We start from the raw sequence: 22,596 nt of genomic DNA, 5'->3' as shown, positions 1-22,596 counted from the left end.
CAAGTATGGAAAAAATCCCCGCCGTCGGTTGACAAACGGCGGGGATTGCCATATAATAAGCTAACACGCTAGTGCTGTAGTGATTTAGAACGATAAAGTAGCAGGTGAAATGATGGCAACCTATCAAAAGCAGATCCCCGGCGGCGTGCAGGACTATCTGCAGGCCGAGTGTTACCACAAGCGGCGGGTGGAGCGCGCTTTGCGCGAGACCTTTATGATGAGCGGGTATGACGAGGTGGAGACCCCCTCGTTTGAGTATTACGATGTTTACAGCGAGAGCAACGCCCTAAAGCAGGAGCGGATGATCAAGTTCTTCGACCCGAACGGGCGCATCCTGGCCCTGCGGCCGGATTTTACCATGCCGATTGCCCGTCTGTGCGCCACGCGCATGGAGGGGGCGGAGCTGCCGTTGCGGCTGTGCTATGTAGGCAGCGCCTTTGGCAACGATGCGGGCGCCCAGAGCCAACGGCGTGAGTTTACCCAGGCGGGCGTGGAGCTTTTGGGCCTGCCCGGGGCCAAGGGGGATGCCGAGGTGATCGCCCTGGCCATCGTCGCCATGAAAGAGGCTGGGCTGACGGATTTCCAGATCGACATTGGGCAGGTGGAGTTTTTCCGCGGGCTGATGGATCAGGTGGGGATGAACGAGCGGGACGCCGAGCAGCTGCGCGAGTATGTGGAGCAGAAAAACGAGCTGGCCATCGAGCTGATGCTGAAAAACTACCCCATGGGCGGGGAGATCAAAAGCGACCTGCAGCGCCTGCCTATGCTGTACGGCGGGCCGGAGGTACTGGACGAGGCACAGGCCATATCCTCGCACCCGCGCTGCCGCGCCGCTATCGACAACCTGCGCGAGGTGTACGCGCTGCTGGAGGCCTTCGGCCTGAGCGACTATGTTTCCATCGATTTAGGCATGGTGCAGGCCATCGGGTATTATACGGGCGTGATCTTTAAGGGCATGACGGGGGCTTTGGGTTACCCGCTGCTCACTGGCGGCCGGTATGATCACCTGCTGCGGGCCTTTGGGCGGGATCTGCCCGCCACCGGGTTTGCGCTGGGGGTCAAAGAGATTTTGCTCTCGCTGGATAGCCAAAGCGCGCTGCGGCGGCAGCCCGGTGTGCAGGTGCTAGTGGGGGCGGACGCCAGCTGTGTCTCAGCCGCTTATGCCTATGCGCAAAAGCTGCGGGGCGAGGGCGTGCGTACGGCGTTTTGCCTGGGGTGCCTGCCCCAGCAGGTCGTCTCGCAGGCCCGCCAGCTGGGCGTGCCCAAAGCGGCCTACGCAGATGCCAACGGCGTGCGGCAGTTGATCGAGGTAAAGGAGGGCGAGGCGTGATGCAGGATGTGATCACCATTGCACTGGCCAAGGGCCGGCTGGCCGAAAAGGCTATTGCGGTGCTGGAAAAATGCGGGATCGATTGCAGCCAGGTCAAAGATCCCGGGCGCAGGCTGGTACTGCGGGATGAAACGGGAGCGTATCAGTTTATCCTGGTCAAACCCAGCGACGTGCCCACCTATGTCGATAGCGGCGTGGCGGATATCGGCATCGCCGGTAAGGATACCCTGATGGAGGAGAACCGCCCGCTTTACGAGATGCTGGACCTGGGCTTTGGCCGGTGCCGCCTGTGCATCGCCGGCTTTCCGGATGCGGCGCAGCGCCGGGGCATCACGGTGGCCAACCGGCGGGTCGCCACCAAATACCCCAACATTGCCCGCAGTTTCTACGCGGCCCGGGGCGAGACCATCGATATTATCAAGCTCAACGGCTCGGTGGAGCTAGGCCCTATCGTGGGCCTGGCCGACGAGATTTTGGATATTGTAGAGAGCGGCAAGACCTTGAAGGAGAACGGATTGGTGGTGCTGGAGGAGGTTTGCCCGGTATCGGCGCATTTGGTGGTCAACCGGGTCAGCCTGAAGACCAAGGGGAACAAGATCAAGGCGCTGATCGCCCAGGTGCGCGCGGCGCTGGAGGAGGAGCAAGCATGATCCCAATTATCGATTGGCAGGCGGCGCCGCAGGCCGTGAAAGAACGGCTGACCGGCCGCTCGCAGTTAAATTTTGACGCCGTGCGCGGCGTAGTTAATGAAGTGCTGAGCAATATCCGCCAGCGCGGGGACGAGGCGTTATTGGAGTACACCGCCAAATTTGACGGGGTGCAGTTCCCGGACGGGGCGGCCATGCGCATTACGCAAGAGGAGATCGACCAGGCGTACGCCCAGGTGGATGCGGACATGCTGCGCCGGCTGCGGGCCGCACGGGACAATATCCGCGCCTTCCACGAAAAGCAGATGCAAAAGACCTGGATGGATATCGGCCCCGGCAAGACTCTGGGGCAGCTGGTGCGGCCGATCGCCAGCGTGGGCGTTTACGTGCCGGGCGGCACGGCGGCCTATCCTTCTTCGGTGCTCATGAATATCATGCCCGCCAAGGTAGCGGGGGTGGAGCGGATCGTCATGGTCACCCCGCCGGGTAAGGATGGCAAAGCCAACCCCTTAAGCGTGGTCTGCGCCGCGGAGGCCGGGGCCAATGAGATGATCAAGATGGGCGGGGCACAGGCGGTGGCCGCGCTGGCCTTTGGTACGCAGAGCATTGAGAAGGTGGATAAGATCACCGGCCCGGGCAATATCTACGTGGCCAACGCTAAGCGGGAGGTCTACGGTTACGTGGGCATCGACATGATCGCCGGGCCCAGCGAGGTGATGGTGATCGCCGATGCTAGCGCTACCCCCCGCTATGTGGCGGCGGACCTTTTGAGCCAGGCGGAGCACGACGCGCTCAGCGCCGTTATACTGGCGACGGATTCCATGGCTATCGCCCAGGGCGTTGCGCAGGAGCTGGAGCGCCAGCTGTCCACCCTCTCCCGCAAGGAGATCGCGGGCAAGTCCCTTTCTACCTATGGTACGATCGTAGTGGTGCCGGACCTAAAGGCCGCAGCTGCCCTGGCCAACGAGGTAGCGCCCGAGCACCTGGAGCTGTGCGTATCCGCGCCCTTTGAGCTGCTGGGGCAGATTCGCAACGCGGGGGCGATCTTCCTGGGACATTACACGCCCGAGCCCGTAGGGGATTATTGGGCGGGGCCCAATCACGTACTGCCCACCAGCGGTACGGCGCGGTTTTTCTCTCCGCTCTCGGTTGAGGATTTCCTCAAAAAGAGCAGTGTGCTATACTATTCAAGAGAAGAGCTGGCGTCCTGCTGGCAGGATATTTCGCAGTTTGCCCGGGGTGAGGGGCTGGATGCCCATGCCCGCGCGGTAGAGCTGCGCTTTGAGGAGGAAAAATAGATGGCGCGCACAGGCGAGGTGGCACGCAAAACGGCGGAGACGGATGTCGCGCTGCAGCTTGCGATCGATGGCACGGGCGCATCCCAAATCGATACCGGCGTGGGCTTTTTAAACCATATGCTGACCCTGCTATCCAAGCATGGGATGATGGATTTGCAGGTGCGCTGCAAGGGCGATCTGGAGGTGGACGCCCACCATACGGTGGAGGATATCGGCCTTTGCTTAGGGCAGGCGCTGCGCCAGGCCGCGGGGGACAAAAGAGGCATTGCGCGCTACGGCACTTTTTATGTGCCCATGGATGAGGCGCTGGTGCGGGTAGCGCTGGATTTTTCCGGCCGGCCGTTTTTTGTGCTGCGCGGAGCGCTGCCCTATGCGCTGCTGGGGCAGATGGATACCGGGCTTGTGACGGAGTTTTTCCGCGCCGTGGCCATGGAGGCGGGGCTGACGCTGCACATCGATATTTTAGCGGGGGAGAACGCCCACCACATGGTAGAAGGGGCGTTTAAGGCTTTTGGCCGGGCGCTGCGCGCGGCGCTGACCCTGGACGCGCGGGAGCAGGGTATCCCCTCTACCAAGGGGAGCCTATAAATCGTGGAGAAGAAGGATAATATGGTCATCTATCCGGCAATCGATATGAAGGACGGGCGCTGCGTGCGCCTAAAACAGGGTGCGGCGGACGCTGTGACGGTTTATGGGGACGACCCCGTGGCCATGGCGGAAAAGTGGGCCGCCGCAGGGGCCAAATGGCTGCACGTGGTGGACCTGGACGGCGCCTTTGAGGGCAAAAGCCGCAATGCGGCGCTGTTTAAGCAAATTGTGGAGGCGGCAAAAATACCGGTGCAGACAGGGGGCGGCATCCGCACGATGGCGGATATCGCTTATCGCATTGAAGAATGCGGCATTGCCCGGGTGATCCTGGGTACGGTGGCGCTGGAGAATCCGGGGCTGGTGGCGGAGGCGGCCAAGCGCTTCCCGGGTAAGATCGCCGTGGGCATCGACGCCAAGGACGGCTATGTGGCTGTGCGGGGCTGGGTGGATGTGTCTAAGACGCTGGCGGTAGACCTAGCGCAAAGAATGGCGCACGCCGGCGCCTGCACGGTGATCTATACCGATATCAGTAAGGACGGCATGATGCGCGGCCCTAACGTAGAAGCCACGGGCGAGATGGTGAAAAAGGGCGGTATGCCGGTCATCGGCTCGGGCGGGGTCTCCTGCCTGGAGGATGTCAGGGCCCTGAAGGCGGCGGGCTGCGCGGGCGTCATCGTAGGGCAAGCGCTGTATTCGGGCGCGGTGACCTTAGAGGAACTGCTGGCGCTGGGAGATTAATATGGGAAAGGTTTTGCGCCGCCTGGCGATTTTGCTCTTGCTGATCTCGCTGGCGCTGGGCGGGATCGCCATCCCCATGGATCGCGGTCAATGGCTATGTGCCGCCTGGCCCTGGTGCGACCCGCTGTACGTGATCGCGGCGGAATATGCGGTCATCGGCGGGCGGGACCGGTCGATAGACGAGGAAAAACTGACCATGAGCCTGCGGGGCGAACAGGTGACCGTGCTGCGCGAGCAGGTATGGGTCTTTGGCGGCGCTGCGCCGCAGACAAAGGATTTGGAGGAGGATACCAATGGAAAATAATATCCTGGAAAAAGTTAAATATAACCACCACGGCCTGGTGCCGGCCATTGCGCAGGATGTGGAGAGCGGCCGGGTACTGATGATGGCCTGGATGAACGAGGAGTCCCTCAAGCTGACGCTTGAGACCCGGCGGGCGCATTACTTTAGCCGCAGCCGCAAAAAGCTTTGGCTAAAGGGCGAGACCTCGGGCCACTTTCAGGATGTGGTGGATATGGCCCTGGATTGCGACGGGGATACCATCCTGATGCGCGTGCACCAGACCGGGGCCGCCTGCCATAACGGCACCTTCAGCTGTTTTGAGCAGCCCCTGCTGGAGAGCGAGGAAGAGATGGGCGGCGACAGCCGCGTGCTCCAGGAGCTGTATGACGTGATTGCGGACCGCCAGAAAAACCCCAAGGAGGGCTCTTATACCAACTTCCTCTTTGAAAAAGGGGTGGATAAGATCTGCAAAAAGGTGGGCGAGGAGGCGGCCGAGACCATTATCGCCGCCAAGAACCGCTCCAAGGACGAGGTGACGGGCGAGGCGAGCGACCTGATGTATCACCTGATGGTATTGCTGGTGGAGCAGGGCGTGAGCCTGCAGGATATTTATCGGGAACTGGCGGACCGGCGCTAAAAAGCGCCGCCGCTACATATTTTTGCCCCGTGCGCATATGCTTTTAAGGAGCGAGAAAGCCCCGTCCCCGTGGGATGAACGCGCAAGCGCCTATCCTGCGGGCAGCGGCGGTTTGCATGCGCAAAGCAGGGTAAAAATATGGCGAATAAGGGATTGACAGACGCCCCGAACTATTATATAATTATCAAGCATCAATTCGTTCGGGAGCATAGCTCAGCTGGGAGAGCACTTGCCTTACAAGCAAGGGGTCACAGGTTCGAGCCCTGTTGTTCCCACCAATGGCCTGGTAGTTCAGTTGGTTAGAACGCTAGCCTGTCACGCTAGAGGTCGAGGGTTCGAGCCCCTTCCAGGTCGCCATATGCCTCGGTAGCTCAGTCGGTAGAGCAAGGGACTGAAAATCCCTGTGTCGGTGGTTCGATTCCACTCTGAGGCACCATCTTTGCGGTAGTAGCTCAATGGTAGAGTGCCACCTTGCCATGGTGGATGTTGCGAGTTCGAGTCTCGTCTACCGCTCCAATTCCGGCGCTATAGCCAAGTGGTAAGGCAAAGGTCTGCAAAACCTTCATTCCCCGGTTCGAGTCCGGGTGGCGCCTCCAGCGGCAATTAGCCGTACCCGATATCGCAATTCACTTTGGTGGGTTGCGATATTTTTGTGTCCGTAAGTAAATTCGTATCGTAAGACATTGCCAGCGGCAAGTGGCCGCTCTCAAGTTCGTAAACCGCTTATGTGGTTTGCAGAATGAATGATTCGATATTAACCATTTAAAACTAAAAAACTTACCAGCAAGCCGGCTGCACCCGATGTTTTGCAAATTGCTTACAAAGGTTGCGGCGTTTTTATGTTTAAGAGAGGTACGGGTACATTTTTTTATCGATGCGCCTAAGCTGCGGGGTAGCACGCAACCGTCAACACATATACGGGTTGCGCATTTTTTATATTTTCTAACAACATTTTTTATATTTGCAGTTGCGAGTATAGGTTATTGTGCGAAAAGATGAACTGTCGGGTGCATTCATAAACGGAATACGGGTTTGATTGCGGAAGAAACCCAGGAATGTTACAATATACTATAAGTATAGCTAAATATCGGGCGTGTTGGACAGACACTTAACCGTGGGGCCCATTTGAGGAGATAAGCGATGCGAGCAGAAAACTTAGCCGGGTTGCTGGATGCGATGACGCAGACTAGTATCTACGTCATCGAGGAAGAAAGCCACCGGCTGCTTTATTATAACCGGCGCTGCCGCGATATGGGCCGGGGAAAGGCCGCCCTTGGGGTGAAGTGCCACGAGGTATGGCCGGAGGTCTGCGCCAACTGCCCGCTAGATGCGCTGGGGGATAATTCTTCCAGCCATATTGTTTGTTACGACCCGCTGCTTAAAACCACGGTTGACGTTACGGCCAACCGGATTCTATGGGATGATACGATTCCAGCCGTCGTGGTGACGGCAACACCGCATAAGCTGAATTTTGAGGAAGAACAGGGGCTGCAAAAGATTCGGCAGATGTACGCGCGCAGTTTATTGACGGTCTTTGGCGAGTGCATTATCGCCAACCTTACGGCTGACTATTATGTAAACTGCCAAAAGGATATGCTGTGGACCGGGATACCGGAGGAAGGAAACTTTGGCGAAGAAAACCGTAAGTACGCCCGGAAACTACTGCACCCGGACGACCTGCCCCTGTTTAATGATGCTTTTTCGCGCGAGGCGATGATTCGGCTCTTTGGAGAGGGAAAGCGGCAGATCACCCGGCGCCTGCGCCGGCGCACGCAGGAGGGCGGCTACCACATGGTGGAGTTTACCGCCGCGCGGATCGACCAACAGGAGGGGGGCGCCCTGTGGTGCGTGCTGGTGTTCCGAGATGTTCAGGAGGAATATCTGCTGGAGCGCCAGCGCAATCTGGAGCTTAGCCAGCTGGCCACCGCGGCGCAGGTAGCCTTTCAAATGCTGATCTCTGTCAACCTTACCCAGAATACCTATCATATGCTGGCCTACGAGCGATTCCCCGTGAAAAAACCGGAAGACCAGGGCAGCTTCAGCGACTTGATCGCATCGGAATGCGCCAGCGTGCATCCCGATTACCGCGATGAATTTATCAATAAATTCTCCCGGCGCGCGTTGATGGAGACCTTTATGGGCGGCAGGCGCATTGTGGCGATGGAAGTACCTCACCTGGGCGAGGATGGGCAGTACCACTGGCATTTTACCCAGGTTGTACGGGTGGAGAGCCCCTATACCGATGAACTGATCGAGATCACCCTTTCGCGTAATATTGATGCGGAACGGCGGATGCAGCGGGAGATGCTGGAAAAGGAGCGCCGCGCCAAAAAGCTGCTGGAGGACGCGCTGGATAAGGCGGAAAAGGCCAACCGGGCCAAGAGCGACTTCCTTTCTAAAATGAGCCATGATATCCGCACGCCGCTAAATGCCATCACCGGGATGACGGAGCTTGCGCAGCTGCATATCGGGGATGCGGAAAAGATGCAGGATTATTTGCACAAGATCGCCAGCTCCGGCACGCATCTGCTCAGCCTGATCAACGAGGTGTTGGATGTAAGCAAGATCGAAAGCGGCTCGGTCGAGTTGGAGGAACGCGAATTTGACCTGCGCGCGGTAGCGCAGGAGGCGGCGGAGATGATCCGTCTGCCCGTGGAGCAGAAACGGCAAGCCCTTTTAATACAGATCGACCCTCAGATGCACCTGCAGGTGTTGGGAGATGCGGCGCGGCTGGGGCAGGTGCTGGTCAACATTCTGGAAAACGCCTCAAAATATACGCCTGAAGGCGGGAAGATCACCTTTAAGGTGGAGGAGATCAAAAAAGAAGAACTCTATGCGGGAACTTACCGGTTTGAAATTGAGGACGAGGGGATCGGCATGGCGCCGGAGTATCTTCAGCATATATTTGAACCCTTCAGCCGGGCGGACGACAGCCGTACCAGCAAAGTGCCGGGAACGGGGTTGGGGATGACCATCGTCAAAAGCCTGGTGTCGATGATGGGCGGCAGCATTGATGTACATAGCGAATATGGCAAGGGCTCCCGGTTCACCGTCACACTGTATCTGAATAAGGCTTGCGCACCAAAAGCCAGGGAGCCAGAACCGGTGCAATGGCCCAAAGAGGCTTACAGCCAAATGCGGGTGCTGCTGGTGGAGGATAACGAGATCAACCGGCAGATCGCAACGGAGATGCTGCAACTGCTGGGCATACAGGTCGAGGCGGCCGAAAACGGGCGCGAGGCGGTAGAGGCGGTACACAACCATCCGCCGCTATACTATAGCATGGTATTTATGGATATTCAGATGCCGGTGCTCGATGGATATGAGGCCACCCGCCAGATCCGGAATTCCGGCATGGCACGGATCGAGGAGCTGCCCATCTTTGCGATGACGGCGGACGCCTTTGCAGAGGATGTGAGGCGGGCGCGTCTTGCGGGAATGAACGGACATTTGGCCAAGCCCATCTCTCTGGAGCAGCTGCGAGGGGTGCTCTCGGAATGCTTGAGCTGGCGGCGCGAGCACTTGACTGAAACGATGGACCAATGAGAGTACACCAATACGGTATACGGGATAAAGAAGCGCTGCCGTCAGGCAGAATAGAGGGTTGAAGTGATGATAGCACGCAAGAAAATACTGATCGTAGAGGATAACCCGATTAACCGGGCCATGTTAAAGGAGATATTATCCTCTCAATATACCGTTATAGAGGCGGAAAATGGCCAGGAAGCGCTGGACGTTTTAAAGGATTATAAAGACGAGCTGTCCTTGATCCTGCTGGATATTGTAATGCCGGTCATGGACGGCTATACGTTTTTATCCATCGTCAAGGCAGATTCGGCCTATGCGTCGATACCGGTGATCGTCACCACTCAAAACGATGGTGAGTCTGATGAGGTTGCCGCGCTATCCCACGGCGCGGCGGATTTTGTGGCAAAGCCTTACCGGCCGCAGATCATTTTGCACCGGGTGGCGGGTATCATTAACCTGCGGGAAACGGCGGCGATGATCAACCTCATCCAGTACGACCGGCTGACCGGCCTTTACAGCAAGGAGTTTTTCTATCAGCGCGTCAAAGAGATTTTGATGCAGCACCCGGAGAAACAATACGATATCGTCTGCTCGGATATCGAGAACTTTAAACTGGTCAACGATATTTTCGGCGTGCCCACGGGCGACCGGCTGCTGCGCGGCGTGGCGGGGATGTACGCGGAGATGGCGGGCGAAAAAGGAATCTGCGGACGGTTTAATGCGGACCAGTTCGGCTGCCTGCTGGAGCATCGCCCAGAGTACCGCAACGAATGGTTTATCCGGGCGGGCAAACAGGTCAATACCCTGTCAAACGCCAAAAACGTGGTGATGAAATGGGGCATTTACGCCGTTGAGAATCGGGAACTGTCCGTTGAGCAGATGTGCGACCGGGCGCTTTTGGCGGCGTGCAGCATCAAGGGCCAGTACGGCAAGTATTTTGCGGCGTATGACGATAAACTGCGCAGCCAGCTGCTGCGCGAGCAGGCCATCACCAACGGCATGGAGGCTGCCCTGGCGCAAGGCGAATTTGAAATCTACCTGCAACCCAAATATAAGATTCCAGAGGGAAGCCTGGCCGGTGCGGAGGCGCTGGTGCGCTGGCGACACCCCGAGTGGGGGCTGCAATCGCCCGCGGAATTCATCCCGCTATTTGAAAAGAACGGCTTTATTACTAAGCTGGATCAATTCGTATGGGACAGGGCCTGCGCCGCGCTGCGGGAATGGGATGATAAGGGTTATCCGCCCATCTCTATCTCAGTAAACGTATCCCGGGCAGACATTTATAACGCGGATATCGCCGATATCCTGACCCGTACGCTAAAGCGCTACCAGCTTCCCCTTTCCCGGCTGCATTTGGAAATCACCGAGAGCGCCTATACAGAGGACCCGCGCCAGATCATAAGCACGGTAGGGCAGCTGCGGGAGATGGGCTTTATCATCGAGATGGATGATTTCGGCAGCGGATATTCCTCGCTGAACATGCTCAACCAGATGCCGCTGGATATCCTCAAACTGGATATGAAATTTATCAGAAGTGAAACGGCAAAGCCGCTGGACCGGGAGATACTGCACTTTATCATGGATCTGGCCCGGTGGATGGACCTGCGCGTGGTGGCCGAGGGCGTAGAGACCCGGGATCAGCTGGTGCGGCTAGAAGAGATCGGCTGCGATTACGTGCAGGGCTACTACTTTGCCAAACCCATGCCTTGTACGGAGTTTGAAACGCTGTTAAAAGCATGAACCATAAGCATACGGAAAAGGCCGCCCACGGGATGGGGCTTGGCGGCTGACGCGCGGCATCGGCCTGCGGCCGCGCGGGCGAGATTTGGAGAGGACGAAGTTTGATGAACGACCAGCATTTGATCGATACGGCCTGGGCATTTTGCCAGGCCTGGTTTGAGCGGCGGGATGCGCAGACCACACTGGACTACCTGACGGAGGATATCCGCTTTATAGGCACCGGCGAGCAGGAGAGGGCGCTGGGCAAAAAGGAGATGGCCCAATACATTGGGCAGGACATCCGGGAGATCCCGGAGCCTTTTTCTTTATCGCTCTCGCCGATCCATCTTCAACCGGTCACAGGGGAAGTTTACAACCTTTCCGTAGAGCTGACGCTTAAAAATTCCCTGTACACCTGGTTTTTGCGGGGCTTCTTTACACTTGTATTTGGGGGCGGCAGGTGGCTGATCTGCAGCCTGCACTTTGCAGAACCCAGCGTCAGCCAGCGCGCCCAGGAGCATTATCCCCTTACCCTGGTGATGGAGAATATCAACCGCCAGCGCCAGGAGATTTTGAACGATTCGCTGGCGGGGGGAATGATGGGCGGCTATATTGAGGAGGGCTTCCCCTTTTACTTTATCAACCGCCAGATGTTAGATTATCTTGGCTATGACGACGAGGCGCAGTTTATTGCGGATATCGGCGGCATGGTCTCAAATTGTATGCACCCGGAGGACCGGGAGATGGTGGACCGGGCCGTGGCCTGCCAGCTGGAGCAAAAGGGCGAATATGTGGTGGAGTACCGCATGCGCAAAAAGGACGGCAGCTATATATGGGTGCACGACCTGGGGCGAAGGGTGCTTTCAGAGGACGGGCGGGATGCCATTGCCTCGGTCTGCATCGATATTACCGCGCAGAAAAAGGCACAGGACGAAGTGCTGCATTTATACAACAATATACCGGGCGCGGTCTTCCGCTGCCGGTTTGACGCCGATTTCTCCGTGATCGACGCCAACGACGGCCTGTTCGAATTTTTGGGCTATACCCGTGAGGAATTCGCCCAGATGGGCAACAGAATGTCGGCCGTGATCTATCCGGAAGACTTGGCTGTGATGGCAGATAAGCTAAACGCGCAGCTGCGCTATGGCCATACGATTAAAAACGAAAACCGCCTGATCTGCAAGGATGGGGCTGTCAAGTGGATTTCTATTAAGGCGCAGCTGATGACTGAGGCGGATGGAGAGCGGTATTTTTACTGCGTGTTTGTGGATATTACCGAGGAAAAGCAGCTGCAAGAGCGAGTCAAGGAGTTGTACGAGCAGGAACTGGCCTACTTTACTGAGGCATCCGCAACGGGCGAGAGCATCCAGGGACGTATGGATATTACAAAGAATGTGATCGAGAGTTATATGTCCACCTCGGATGTAGCGGTATCCCGCGTAGGGGACAGTTATGAGCACACCATAGAAAATTTTGCGGCTTCGGCCGTGGAGCCGGCACAGGGGAAGGCGATCCGCAGCGCGCTGGAGCGGGGCAAGGTGCTGGCCGATTATGCCTCGGGCCGGGTGGACTATCACTTCGAGTTTTTACGCCGGCGCAACGACGGCGGGGCGTTTTGGAGCGACACCAGTTTGCGTACCTGCTTGAACCCGGAAACCGGCGACGTCATGATGTTCTTCTACACCCAGGATGTGACCGAGCAAAAGCTGCAGCAGCAGCTGCTTGGGCAGATCGTGGAGATGGATTACGATATCATTACCCATATCGACATCCTGCGGGGTACCCACTGGCTGATCTCAAGCGATAAGATGCAGGGGGATACGATTTCGCGTCAGGGTATTTTTCAAGATGAGATCCGCATCGTGGCGCAGCGCTTTATGGATGAGGCGAACCGCAACGAGTACCTGTCTAAACTGGATTTTGCTTACATGCAAGAGCAGCTCGCCCGGAAAAACGGCTATTCCTTTATGATCGAGATGAAGACTCCGTCTGGCGAGGTGCGGGTCAAGCGCCTGCAGGTGTTCTATATCAACCGGGAGCTGGACCGGGTGTGCATGGTCCGCAGCGATGTAACCGACGTAGTCCGCCAGGAGCAGCGGCAAAAAGAGGAACTGGCCTCCGCACTGGTGGCTGCAGAGCAGGCCAATGCCGCCAAGTCGGATTTTCTGTCCCGCATGAGCCATGAGATCCGCACGCCCATGAACGCCATCATCGGCATGAGCACCATCGCCGCGCGGGCAATCGGCAACGACGAGCAGGTGTCCGATTGCCTCTCGAAGATCGGCATTTCCTCTCGCTTTTTGCTCTCGCTGATCAACGACATCTTGGACATGAGCCGTATTGAAAGCGGAAAAATGTTGCTTAAAAACGAAAAGATCCCTACGGAAGAGTTTATTTGCGGTATTAACGCCATCTGCTTTGATCAGGCCCAGGCCAAGGATGTGGAGTATGAGTGTATCGTCGACCCGGTGCTGGATGATTTCTACATGGGCGATGCGATGAAACTCCAACAGGTGCTGATTAATATTCTAAGCAATGCCATTAAGTTTACGGCGGAAGGCGGCAAAGTGACCTTTTCGGCCTCTCAGCGCAAGAGAACGAAAAACGATGCCACGCTGCGCTTTATCATCAACGATACCGGCGTAGGGATGAGCGAGGAGTTTTTGCCCCATATCTTTGAACCCTTTTCTCAGGAATATACCGGGACTACCGCGCTGTACGGCGGCACGGGATTGGGATTGGCCATCTCCAAAAACATCGTGGATATGATGGATGGCAAGATCGCCGTGCGCTCGATCAAGGGCATTGGAACGGAATTTACCGTGGATGTTAAGCTGGGGATCACGGAGGAGGAGAAACTGCGCAAACGTAAAAAACAGGAGATGCACTTTTCACACCTTAAGACGCTGGTGGTGGATGACGATGTGGCTGTTTGCGAAAGCGCGGTGGTCACCCTCAAGGAGATGGGCGTAACGGCCGAGTGGGTAGACAGCGGGCGCAAGGCGGTAGAGCAGGTCAAAAACCTGTGGAGCAGCGGCAAGCATTACGATATGATCCTGATCGACTGGAAGATGCCGGATATGGACGGCATCGAAACGGCCAGGCGTATCCGCGAGATCGTAGGGGCGGAGGTCACCATCATTATTATGACGGCGTACGACTGGGTCTCCATCGAGCACGAGGCCAAGCTTGCGGGCGTAAACCTGCTCATGAGTAAGCCGATGTTCAAGTCCTCCCTGGTATCCGCCTTTACCAAAGCCCTTGGGGAAAAAGAGGAGCAGGAGCGGCCGGTAGAGTGTGTGGATTACGATTTTACCGGAAAGCGGATCTTGCTGGCAGAGGATAACGCCATTAACACAGAGGTCGCGGTGATGCTGCTGGAGAGCAAGGGCTTTGCCGTGGATGCCGCGGAAAACGGCCTGCGGGCCATGGAGCTGTACAGCAAATCCGCCGCCGGGTATTACGACGCGATCCTGATGGATATCCGGATGCCGCTGATGGACGGGCTGGCGGCGGCCAATAACATCCGCCACTTGAGCAATGCGGATGCCAAACGCATCCCCATCATCGCAATGACGGCTAACGCCTTTGACGACGATATCGAAAAGAGCAAGGCCGCAGGTATGGACGCGCACCTGGCCAAGCCCATTGAGCCGGAGCGGCTTTACCAGATCTTATTTGACTTGATTTCCGGAAGGGAGGCCTGAAAGATGAGTGGATTTAAGGCGATTTTTGAGGCGTACGGCGCGGATTATCACGCGACCATGGAGCGCTTTATGGGCAACGAGGGGATGTACCTGCGGCTGCTGGATATGCTCTTTAAGGATGATAACCTGGAAAAGCTGGGGGCCGCGCTGCAGACGGGAGACCTTACGGCTGCCTTTGAGGCGGCGCATACCTTGAAAGGCGTTGTGGGCAACATGGGCCTGACCCCGCTGTATGAGGCGGTTTGCGCCATGGTAGAGCCGCTGCGGGCGCGCCAGGCGCGGGAGGACTATCCTGCGATGTACGCGCAGGTGCAGGCACAGTTTGCTGCGGCGGATGAGTTGCGCAGGCAGTTAAAAGGAGGACAATAGACGATGAACTGGGAAAATTCCCTTTCGATTGAACAGATGGCGGCGGTGCTGGACCATGCGCCGATGGCCATCTATGTCAGCGCGGCCGATACCTGGGAATTGCTCTATGCCAATCAAAAGGCCAGGGAGCTGTTTTTAGGGCGGCCGGATGAAAGGGGATTGACCTGCTTTCAGGCGGCGGGATATGATGCGCCCTGTCCCTTTTGCCGTATGCAGACCCTCTCTTGCCAGGAACTGGTGGAGCGGGAGTTTTATCAGAAACAGACCGGGCGAACCTACCGGCTCAGCGGCAAGCTGAGCCAATGGGCGGGGCGCAAGGCGCATATCGAGTATATTACCGAGATCACCGCACAGAAAAGCGCGCAGGCGCGCAGCCAGGCGCTGCAAAAGCAGCTGGAAAAGACCTTTAGCAATGTGCCCTGCGGGCTGTGCGTATACCGTTATGATGGGCAACGAATCTCACCAGTATCGCACAACCCGGCCTTTTACGAGATCATGGGGTACAGCCGCGAACATATCCGCCAGATCGAAACGGAGACGGATTTTCTGGGCGTTCATCCTGAGGATCTGCCCGAGCTGCGGGATAAGATCTACCTGGCCCTGCGCGGGGGCGGGATGATACGCCACAACTATCGCATTTGGAATGACGCGAGGGGCGAATACCGCTGGATCCGTCTGGAGGGCTCCATCAAGACCCAGGAGGATGGGGACAAGCTGCTCTATGGCGTATATAACGACGTAAGCGAGCAGGTGCGCCTGGAAAAAGAATTGGCCGCGGCCAACGATAAGATGGAGGACATCATCAACGCCATCCCGGGCGGTGTGGCGATCTACAAGGTATCGGATATTTTTGAGACCGTCTATTTTTCAGACGGTGTGCCGGGACTGACGGGTTATACGGCAAAAGAGTACCGGGAGCTGACCAAAAGGGACGCGGCGGAGATGACCTTTTGGGAGGATACGCCCATGGTGGTAGCCCACGCAAAAGAGGTGATCCGCACCCATGAGGCGGCGGAGTTTGAATTCCGCAAGCAGCATAGAGACGGGCAGATCGTCTGGGTGCGGGCGCAGGTCACCTACTTAGGGGAGGAGGATGGAAACGCGCTGCTCCAGTGCGTATTTCACAACATCTCCGATTTAAAGGAAGCCCAGCTGGAGATGAGGCATCTGATCAATTCCATTCCGGGCGGCATCGCCAGTTATCGGGTCGAGGGGGGTAAATTTATCCCCACCTTTTATTCCGATGGGGTGATGGCGCTTTCCGGCCATACCCGGGAGGAATTTGGGGCGCTGGTGGGGGACGACGCGCTCAACACCGTATATGAGCAGGACCGGCCCCGGGTGCGGGCGGCTGCAAATGCCGCGCTGGCGAGCGGAAAGGCGCTGGATGTTTCCTACCGCATGTGGCATAAGCAAGGGTATCTGATCTGGATCCACCTAAGCGGCAGGCGCATGGGCCCGTTGACCGAGCATACCTGGTTTTACGCGGTGTTTACCGGGATGTCCGCAGAGGCGAGGCTGTTTCAAAACATCGCCAACGAAACGGCGGACGGCATCTACGTGATTGACCGGAATAACTACGAGCTGCTCTACGCCAACGAATCCCAAAACCTGTTTACCAAGGGGCAGGCCTGCCTGGGGCAAAAGTGCTATGCGGCGCTGCATGGCAGGGACGAACCCTGCGCGTTTTGCACGCTTAAGACCCATCCGGCCGATGGCGCCGAGCATGAGATGGCTATCGGCGCTGAGGATCAGTTCTATACCACGCGCTTTCGCGAGACCGATTGGAACGGCATCCCCGCCTATGTTAAATACGTGCGGGATGTGACGGAGGAGGTACATGCCCGCCGGGAAAAAGAGCGCCTGGAGTTGTATTTCCAGACCATGGTGGAGAACCTGCCCGGCGGCGTATCGGTGATGCGCTATGACCCGGACGGCAGCCTGACGCCGGAATACCTCTCCGAAGGGTTTGCGGCGATGACGCATATGACGGTGGAACAGGCTAAAACGCTGTTTGCCAGGGATATTTACGCCAACCTACACCCGGAGGATGCGCCGGGCATCCGCGCGAGGCTGCGCCAGGCCCTGGAAAACGGCGAAGAACACTTTGAGCTGACCGGCCGGTTCCAGCGCGGGGACGGTGCGTATATCTGGCTGAAAAATACCTTGTCCGTACTGCATACTGGCGATGGCGCGCGGCGCATCTACTCGGCCTATGCGGATGTGAGCAAGGCCGTGGCGGAGCAAGAGGAGATACGCCGCCAGTATAACGATCTGATCATGCAGCACTACCGCACGACGGACCCCAACGCGCTGATCATCGGGCACTGCAATATCTCTAAAAACCGGATATTGGAGATCATCGACCATACGGGTGCCAATATCCTTGAAAAGTTCGGGACGGTGCGGGAGGAATTCTTTACAGGGGTCTCTACCCTGATCGTAGCGGAAGAGGAGCGCAAGCGGTTTTTGCGTACGTATCTTAACGCGCCGACCCTGGCCGCCTTTGCCCGTAACGATACGGAACAGATCCTGTCCTGCTTTATCCGCCTGCCCCACGAGGCGCAGGGCCGATATGTGCAGTTTAAGGTGAACCTGGTGGAGTCGCCCGATGGCGGAGAGGTGACCGGCATCCTAACGGTGACGGATATTACCGAGCAGACCATCGCCGACCGGATCTTGCGGCAGCTGTCGGTATCCAATTATGATTTTGTGATCGACCTGGACTTGAACGCAGACCGCTATACCGTGTTGACCCGCAACGAAAAGGCTGGTTTTATGCCGGCTGGGCAGGGTAGCCATTCCGAGCGAATCCAGACCATGTTGTTGAAAACGATCGTCCCCAAGGATCGTGAACGGTATGCCCGGTATTTAGAGCGCGAGGAGATGCTGCGCCGCCTTAAAGCGCAGGGGACTTACACCTTCTCATTTTCCGTTTCGGATCAAAAAGGGGATATTCGCACCAAAAATCTAACGGTATCGGCCATCGATATGCGCTTGGGCAGGGTCTGTTTGCTGCGCACGGATATTACCGAATCCATCCGCGAGCAGCAGGGTCTGCTCAACATGGTCGCCTATACCTTCGAACTGGCGGGTTTTTTGAACCTGAATACCCAGCAGCTCACCCTTTACTCGCGCCGTACGGTGCTGGAGAATCTGCCGCCCCATCTGCTGGACCGGTATGATGAGCGCATCGGCTCTTTTGCCAAGCGCTATGGGGTGCTGGGTGAGGAGGATGCCGTCGAAAAACAGTTTACGACTAAAACGCTGCTCCGCCAGCTGGAGGCCAAGCCGGAAGGGTATGATTTCGTATTCCCCTACCGCAGCGGGGAAGGCGTGCGCTATAAGCAGGTGATCGTGCTCTGGGGCGATCAAAACCACCGCACCATCTGTATGGTGCGCGCGGATGTAACGGATATGCTGGCTACCGAGCGGCAGGGCAAAAAGGCGCTGGAGGAGGCGCTGGCCCTGGCAGAGGAGGCCAATAGGGCCAAGAGCGATTTCCTCTCGGCGATGAGCCACGATATCCGCACGCCCATGAACGCGATCATGGGGATGACGGCGCTGGCGGTAGCTCATCTGGACGACCGGGGGCGGGTAGAGGATTGTCTGCGCAAGATCTCCATTTCCTCCCAGCATCTGCTCAGCCTGGTCAACGATATTCTGGATATGAGCAAGATCGAGCGGGGTAAGATCACCCTCAACCATATGAAAATCACCCTGTCCGAGCTGGTAGAGCAGGTCTGCGCCATCATGGGCCCGCAGGCGCGGGCCGCAGGGCTGCGGTTTGACGTCGAAATGGGGCGGGTGGATCAGGCCTGCTTCTATGGCGATTCGCTGCGCATCAATCAAATTTTGATCAACCTGCTGAGCAACGCGGTAAAATTTACCCCGGCCGGCGGGCGGGTGCTCTTTCGGGCTGAAGAGGTGGAAGCACCCGAAAGTGCGGCAAAAGCGCGCTACCGCTTTACCATACAGGATACCGGCATGGGGATGACGGCGGACTTTTTGCAGCACGTCTTTGAACCGTTTACCCGCAGCCGGGACGCCGCCTATATCGAAGGGACGGGGCTGGGGTTGAGCGTGACCAAAGGGTTGGTGGACCTGATGGGCGGCGCCGTGACGGTGGAGAGCCAGCCCGGCGGCGGGACCACCTTTTGGGTGGAACTGGAGGGCGAGCGGGCGCATGCGGACGGCAAGCGTCACGCAGAGAAGCAATATGAGATAAATTTGCAGCTGGAGGATCAGAAAGCCTTCCAGGGCAGAAATTTCCTGATCGCCGAAGATAATGCGATCAACGCCGAGATATTGTGCGAGCTGCTGGCGATGCGCGGGGCAAAAGCAGATGTACAGACCGACGGCGTAAAAGTGGTGCGGGCCTTCAGCCAAGCGCAGCCCGGCGTTTATGATGCGATCTTGATGGATATCCAGATGCCGGAGATGAATGGATACGCGGCCACCCGGGCCATCCGCGAGCTAGACCGGCCGGATGCGGCCGCTATCCCGATCATCGCCATGACAGCCAACGCCTTTGCAGAGGATGTACAGGCTTCCCTGGCCGCGGGGATGACCGCGCACGTGGCCAAACCCATCGACATGGGCGTATTGCGGGATACGCTGGTCAGGGTGCTGAATTAACTTTTCTGATTATGCAAAAGCGCATCGTTAGATGCGCTTTTATTTTTGCGTGGGGCCGGCTCTAGATGAGGCACATTACCTGCTTTAGCGATAAGTATTAGCCAGGAATAACTTTTATCCAATTTGCAAATTTTTCATTTTACCGTTGTTTCAAACCTGATCTATAGTAAAATAAGGATAAATAGCGTATGATGGTTAGGGAATGCGACCACAAGAGGAAAGGATAAAAAGATGGATTTTTTAGAAATCTTAAAAGCGGTCTTTTTAGGCATTGTAGAGGGGATCACGGAATGGCTGCCGATCTCCAGCACCGGGCATATGATCCTGGTAGATGAGTTTATCAAGCTCAACGTCAGCCAGGAGTTTATGGATATGTTCCTGGTCGTCATCCAGCTGGGAGCGATTTTGGCTGTGGTCTGTCTGTATTTTCATAAGCTCAACCCCTTTTCGCCCCGCAAATCGGCCAAGCAGAAGCGGGATACCTTCTCCCTTTGGGGCAAGGTGCTGATCGCGACCATTCCGGCGGGAATCATCGGCGTTTTGTTTGACGACCAGCTGCACGAGCTTTTTTATAATTACATTACGGTGGCGATCACGCTGATCATCTACGGCGTGGCGTTTATCCTGGTCGAAAACCGCAACCGCAACCGGCGTCCGCTGATCCGCAACTTCCAGCAAATGACCTGGCAGGCGGCGCTGGTCATCGGCATTTTCCAGATACTGGCGCTGATCCCGGGCACTTCCCGCTCCGGCGCTACTATCGTAGGGGCGATGCTGATCGGCACATCCCGCTATGTGGCGGCGGAATTCACTTTCTTCCTGGCGATTCCGGTGATGTTCGGCGCCAGCTTCATCAAGCTGCTGAAATTCGGCTTCAGCTATACGGGGATGGAGATCGGCATCCTGCTGACCGGTATGGTGGTAGCCTTCCTGGTTTCGGTATTGGCCATCAAGTTCCTGATGGGCTACATCAAAAAGCACGATTTCAAGGCCTTTGGCTGGTACCGCATCGTGCTGGGCGTGATCGTGATCGCCTACTTCCTGTTGGCCAAATAGCGGCTGTGAATATAAGCGCCAGGCGCCCCTTAATGGGGCGCTTTTTTTATTCCGATAAATGCAAGCGGTTATATAAGGCGGCAGAAAGTGTGTTATGATTTTTATGGTGGACTTGACCTATGGCGCAATACGGACTGTGGGAGAGATAAGATGAAAAAGAAAAAGCCGGGCGGGGGGATCTACGCGCAGTTTCAATCTCTGGTTTTAGCAGCCGCGTTATTATTGGCATTTTTATATGCGGGCACGCGGTGGGGGGTGGAAGATGAGATCGGGCCAAAGCTGATGCTTTTGGTAGTGGTTTCATCACTCCTCTTTGGTACGATCCTCTTGGAAAGCATCATTCACGAGACCGGGCATTTTATTTTTGGTAAATTGACAGGGTATCGGTTTTGTTCATTTCGCGTGCAGAATTTTATGTGGGTCAAACAAGGCGGAAAGCTCCGCCTAAAACGGTTATCGTTAATGGGTACGGGCGGCCAGTGCCTGATGGCGCCGCCGGAAATGCTGGATGGGCGGATGCCCTACAAGCTTTACTATCTGGGCGGCGTGATAGCGGACCTGGTTTGGGCACTGGCTTTCTTGGCGCTGTTTTTCGTACTGGAGCTGCCGGCCATTGCCGCTGTTATCCTGTTGGTGCTATCCTTAGCGGGATGGGTCAGCGCGCTGCTCAATGGCATTCCCTATATGTCCGCACAGCTTCCAAACGACGGGTATGAATACCGCGAGCTGAGCCGGGATAAAAGCGCGCTGCAGTATTTATGGGTGCAGTTGAAGGTAAATCAATTGCAGACCGAGGGCGTACGTCTCAAGGATATGCCGCCTGAATGGTTTGTTGTCCAGCTTGCTAAAGGAAAGGCGAACACACTGGCGTCTACAATTGAGGCATTTGCCTGCAACCGATTGATGGATAGTCATGCCTTTGGGGAGGCCAGCGAACGGATCGACCGCCTCCTGCAGGAGAATACGGGTCTGGTGAATCTGCATCGCAACCAATTGCTGTACGACCGGATCTATTGCGAGCTGATCGGCCCTAACCGCGTGGAGACGCTTGAAAAACGAGTGGGACAGCGGGATGAAAAATACGACAAGGCTATGAAACACCATCTTTTCGTCTTGAGAACGGATTATGCCTACGCGCTGCTGGCAAAAGGGGATGAGACGGCAGCCCAGGGGTTTCTGGCGGAGTTTGATAAAAGCGCTCGGTCGCATCCATATGCCGGCGATGTGGAGAGTGAACGCGAGCTGCTCGCTCTCGCGCAGCAAAAGTATAGGCGAGCGCGGACCGCTGACGGGGGTGGAACAGAGGAACCGCGCAAGGCAGATGATTAGCGGTTACTATCGCTTGCCTGCGGTATTTGCCTGCAGCAGCTGAAACTGATTTTTATGGTAAGCGATCAATCCCTCGCTCCGAAGTTTGGAGAGCTCCGCCGACATGGCGCTGCGGTCGACAAAGAGATAATCGGCCAGTTCCTGACGGTTAAAAGGGATGGTAAAACGGGCGCCCCCCTGGCGCAGGGCGCATGCGGAAAGAAAGCTGAGCAGCTTTTCGCGGGTAGAACGCCGGGATAGATGCTCCAGCTTTTGGGTGAGGCCGACGTTCTTTTGGGCGAGTATCTCTACCAGATTGCGGATCAGCCGGGTGTGAAAACCGCAGGCGCTGGGGCAGGGCGACAGCAGGTTTTGCAGGTTAAAAAAGAGGACATCGCTGCTCTCCGTGGCTACCGCGCTGACCTCGAGCAGGGGCGCGGCGGCACAGGCAAAGGCCTCGCCAAATAGTTCGCCCGGTTGTACATCGGCCAATATCGCCCGATTTCCCCAAAAATCCTCCTTCATGATATGCGCGCTGCCCGACAGGATCAGTCCGACCTGAATGGGCGGCTCGCCCGCGCGCAGGATATAACCGCCGCGCGGGAAATGCTTGGTATGCGCCTCCAGGCAGGCGAGCAGCTTTTCGTACGCCTCGGGAGCGATCCCTTTTAAAAGGGGTGAATGGGAAAAAACTTCTACATAAGACTGCATAAAATCCTCTTGAATGTTGTAAAAACAACAGAATGTTTG

General features: G+C 56.8%; 15 protein-coding genes and 5 tRNA genes. 19 read left to right on the top strand and 1 reads right to left on the bottom strand.

Translation table 11 applies throughout. The features are described 5' to 3' along the window. The first annotated feature begins 109 nt into the window (after positions 1-109). The 19 genes from hisZ (at position 110) to H8699_RS02990 (ending at position 21,867) form a co-directional block, all read left to right on the top strand. Positions 110-1,330, top strand: a complete 1,221-nt coding sequence (hisZ, locus tag H8699_RS03080; protein ID WP_249284436.1) for an ATP phosphoribosyltransferase regulatory subunit — start codon at positions 110-112, stop codon at positions 1,328-1,330. Further along, positions 1,330-1,980: an ATP phosphoribosyltransferase gene (hisG, locus tag H8699_RS03075; protein ID WP_138295007.1), complete on the top strand. Its 651-nt coding sequence runs from the start codon at positions 1,330-1,332 to the stop codon at positions 1,978-1,980. The genes hisZ and hisG overlap by 1 nt, the downstream gene beginning before the upstream one ends. After that, positions 1,977-3,275, top strand: a complete 1,299-nt coding sequence (hisD, locus tag H8699_RS03070) for a histidinol dehydrogenase (protein ID WP_249284435.1) — start codon at positions 1,977-1,979, stop codon at positions 3,273-3,275. The genes hisG and hisD overlap by 4 nt, the downstream gene beginning before the upstream one ends. Next, the gene (gene hisB, locus H8699_RS03065; RefSeq protein WP_249284434.1) at positions 3,276-3,863 is read left to right on the top strand and encodes an imidazoleglycerol-phosphate dehydratase HisB; all 588 of its coding nucleotides are present in this window, start codon (positions 3,276-3,278) and stop codon (positions 3,861-3,863) included. It begins immediately after the preceding gene. Positions 3,864-3,884: 21 nt separating this feature from the next. Then, the gene (gene hisA / locus H8699_RS03060) at positions 3,885-4,601 is read left to right on the top strand and encodes a 1-(5-phosphoribosyl)-5-[(5-phosphoribosylamino)methylideneamino]imidazole-4-carboxamide isomerase (protein WP_249284720.1); all 717 of its coding nucleotides are present in this window, start codon (positions 3,885-3,887) and stop codon (positions 4,599-4,601) included. Between the two features lies 1 nt (position 4,602). Then, positions 4,603-4,905, top strand: coding sequence for a hypothetical protein (locus tag H8699_RS03055; protein ID WP_249284433.1), 303 nt, complete (start codon positions 4,603-4,605; stop codon positions 4,903-4,905). Further along, positions 4,895-5,521: a bifunctional phosphoribosyl-AMP cyclohydrolase/phosphoribosyl-ATP diphosphatase HisIE gene (gene hisIE / locus H8699_RS03050; protein WP_249284432.1), complete on the top strand. Its 627-nt coding sequence runs from the start codon at positions 4,895-4,897 to the stop codon at positions 5,519-5,521. Before H8699_RS03055 ends, hisIE begins: the two co-directional genes overlap by 11 nt. A 202-nt stretch (positions 5,522-5,723) precedes the next feature. Then, positions 5,724-5,799, top strand: a tRNA-Val gene (locus tag H8699_RS03045). Between the two features lie 2 nt (positions 5,800-5,801). Beyond that, positions 5,802-5,878: transfer RNA gene (locus H8699_RS03040), tRNA-Asp, on the top strand. Positions 5,879-5,881: 3 nt separating this feature from the next. After that, positions 5,882-5,957 (top strand) — tRNA-Phe (locus tag H8699_RS03035). A 5-nt stretch (positions 5,958-5,962) separates the two neighbouring features. Then, a tRNA-Gly gene (locus H8699_RS03030) sits at positions 5,963-6,037 on the top strand. Positions 6,038-6,042: 5 nt separating this feature from the next. Further along, positions 6,043-6,117 (top strand) — tRNA-Cys (locus tag H8699_RS03025). Between the two features lie 544 nt (positions 6,118-6,661). Beyond that, positions 6,662-9,067, top strand: coding sequence for an ATP-binding protein (locus tag H8699_RS03020; protein WP_249284431.1), 2,406 nt, complete (start codon positions 6,662-6,664; stop codon positions 9,065-9,067). A gap of 66 nt (positions 9,068-9,133) precedes the next feature. Next, positions 9,134-10,789 (top strand): two-component system response regulator, encoded by a 1,656-nt coding sequence (locus H8699_RS03015; protein ID WP_249284430.1) that lies wholly within the window; start codon positions 9,134-9,136, stop codon positions 10,787-10,789. 104 nt (positions 10,790-10,893) lie between these two features. Beyond that, positions 10,894-14,475 carry a response regulator gene (locus H8699_RS03010; protein ID WP_249284429.1) on the top strand — a complete coding sequence of 1,194 codons (3,582 nt, stop codon included), beginning with the start codon at positions 10,894-10,896 and terminating at the stop codon, positions 14,473-14,475. Between the two features lie 3 nt (positions 14,476-14,478). After that, positions 14,479-14,844: an Hpt domain-containing protein gene (locus H8699_RS03005; protein ID WP_249284428.1), complete on the top strand. Its 366-nt coding sequence runs from the start codon at positions 14,479-14,481 to the stop codon at positions 14,842-14,844. 3 nt (positions 14,845-14,847) lie between these two features. Beyond that, positions 14,848-19,482: a hybrid sensor histidine kinase/response regulator gene (locus H8699_RS03000; protein ID WP_249284427.1), complete on the top strand. Its 4,635-nt coding sequence runs from the start codon at positions 14,848-14,850 to the stop codon at positions 19,480-19,482. A gap of 231 nt (positions 19,483-19,713) precedes the next feature. After that, positions 19,714-20,538, top strand: a complete 825-nt coding sequence (locus H8699_RS02995; protein WP_249284426.1) for an undecaprenyl-diphosphate phosphatase — start codon at positions 19,714-19,716, stop codon at positions 20,536-20,538. 150 nt (positions 20,539-20,688) lie between these two features. Further along, positions 20,689-21,867 carry a M50 family metallopeptidase gene (locus H8699_RS02990; RefSeq protein ID WP_249284425.1) on the top strand — a complete coding sequence of 393 codons (1,179 nt, stop codon included), beginning with the start codon at positions 20,689-20,691 and terminating at the stop codon, positions 21,865-21,867. 6 nt (positions 21,868-21,873) lie between these two features. Here the strand turns inward: H8699_RS02990 and H8699_RS02985 are convergent, their stop codons facing one another. After that, the gene (locus tag H8699_RS02985) at positions 21,874-22,557 is read right to left on the bottom strand and encodes a Crp/Fnr family transcriptional regulator (RefSeq protein ID WP_249284424.1); all 684 of its coding nucleotides are present in this window, start codon (positions 22,555-22,557) and stop codon (positions 21,874-21,876) included. Positions 22,558-22,596: the final 39 nt, after the last annotated feature.

The sequence above is a fragment of the Luoshenia tenuis genome, from assembly GCF_014384745.1.
GTDB lineage: Bacteria > Bacillota > Clostridia > Christensenellales.
This window is presented reverse-complemented; position numbering and strand designations above follow the sequence as displayed.

Excerpts from the sequence above, each read along its gene's own strand:
- hisZ (WP_249284436.1), top strand. The coding sequence starts at position 110 with ATGATGGCAACCTATCAAAAGCAGATCCCCGGCGGCGTGCAGGACTAT.
- hisG (WP_138295007.1), top strand. The coding sequence starts at position 1,330 with ATGCAGGATGTGATCACCATTGCACTGGCCAAGGGCCGGCTGGCCGAA.
- hisD (WP_249284435.1), top strand. The coding sequence starts at position 1,977 with ATGATCCCAATTATCGATTGGCAGGCGGCGCCGCAGGCCGTGAAAGAA.
- hisB (WP_249284434.1), top strand. The coding sequence starts at position 3,276 with ATGGCGCGCACAGGCGAGGTGGCACGCAAAACGGCGGAGACGGATGTC.
- hisA (WP_249284720.1), top strand. The coding sequence starts at position 3,885 with ATGGTCATCTATCCGGCAATCGATATGAAGGACGGGCGCTGCGTGCGC.
- H8699_RS03055 (WP_249284433.1), top strand. The coding sequence starts at position 4,603 with ATGGGAAAGGTTTTGCGCCGCCTGGCGATTTTGCTCTTGCTGATCTCG.
- hisIE (WP_249284432.1), top strand. The coding sequence starts at position 4,895 with ATGGAAAATAATATCCTGGAAAAAGTTAAATATAACCACCACGGCCTG.
- H8699_RS03020 (WP_249284431.1), top strand. The coding sequence starts at position 6,662 with ATGCGAGCAGAAAACTTAGCCGGGTTGCTGGATGCGATGACGCAGACT.
- H8699_RS03015 (WP_249284430.1), top strand. The coding sequence starts at position 9,134 with ATGATAGCACGCAAGAAAATACTGATCGTAGAGGATAACCCGATTAAC.
- H8699_RS03010 (WP_249284429.1), top strand. The coding sequence starts at position 10,894 with ATGAACGACCAGCATTTGATCGATACGGCCTGGGCATTTTGCCAGGCC.
- H8699_RS03005 (WP_249284428.1), top strand. The coding sequence starts at position 14,479 with ATGAGTGGATTTAAGGCGATTTTTGAGGCGTACGGCGCGGATTATCAC.
- H8699_RS03000 (WP_249284427.1), top strand. The coding sequence starts at position 14,848 with ATGAACTGGGAAAATTCCCTTTCGATTGAACAGATGGCGGCGGTGCTG.
- H8699_RS02995 (WP_249284426.1), top strand. The coding sequence starts at position 19,714 with ATGGATTTTTTAGAAATCTTAAAAGCGGTCTTTTTAGGCATTGTAGAG.
- H8699_RS02990 (WP_249284425.1), top strand. The coding sequence starts at position 20,689 with ATGAAAAAGAAAAAGCCGGGCGGGGGGATCTACGCGCAGTTTCAATCT.
- H8699_RS02985 (WP_249284424.1), bottom strand. The coding sequence starts at position 22,557 with ATGCAGTCTTATGTAGAAGTTTTTTCCCATTCACCCCTTTTAAAAGGG.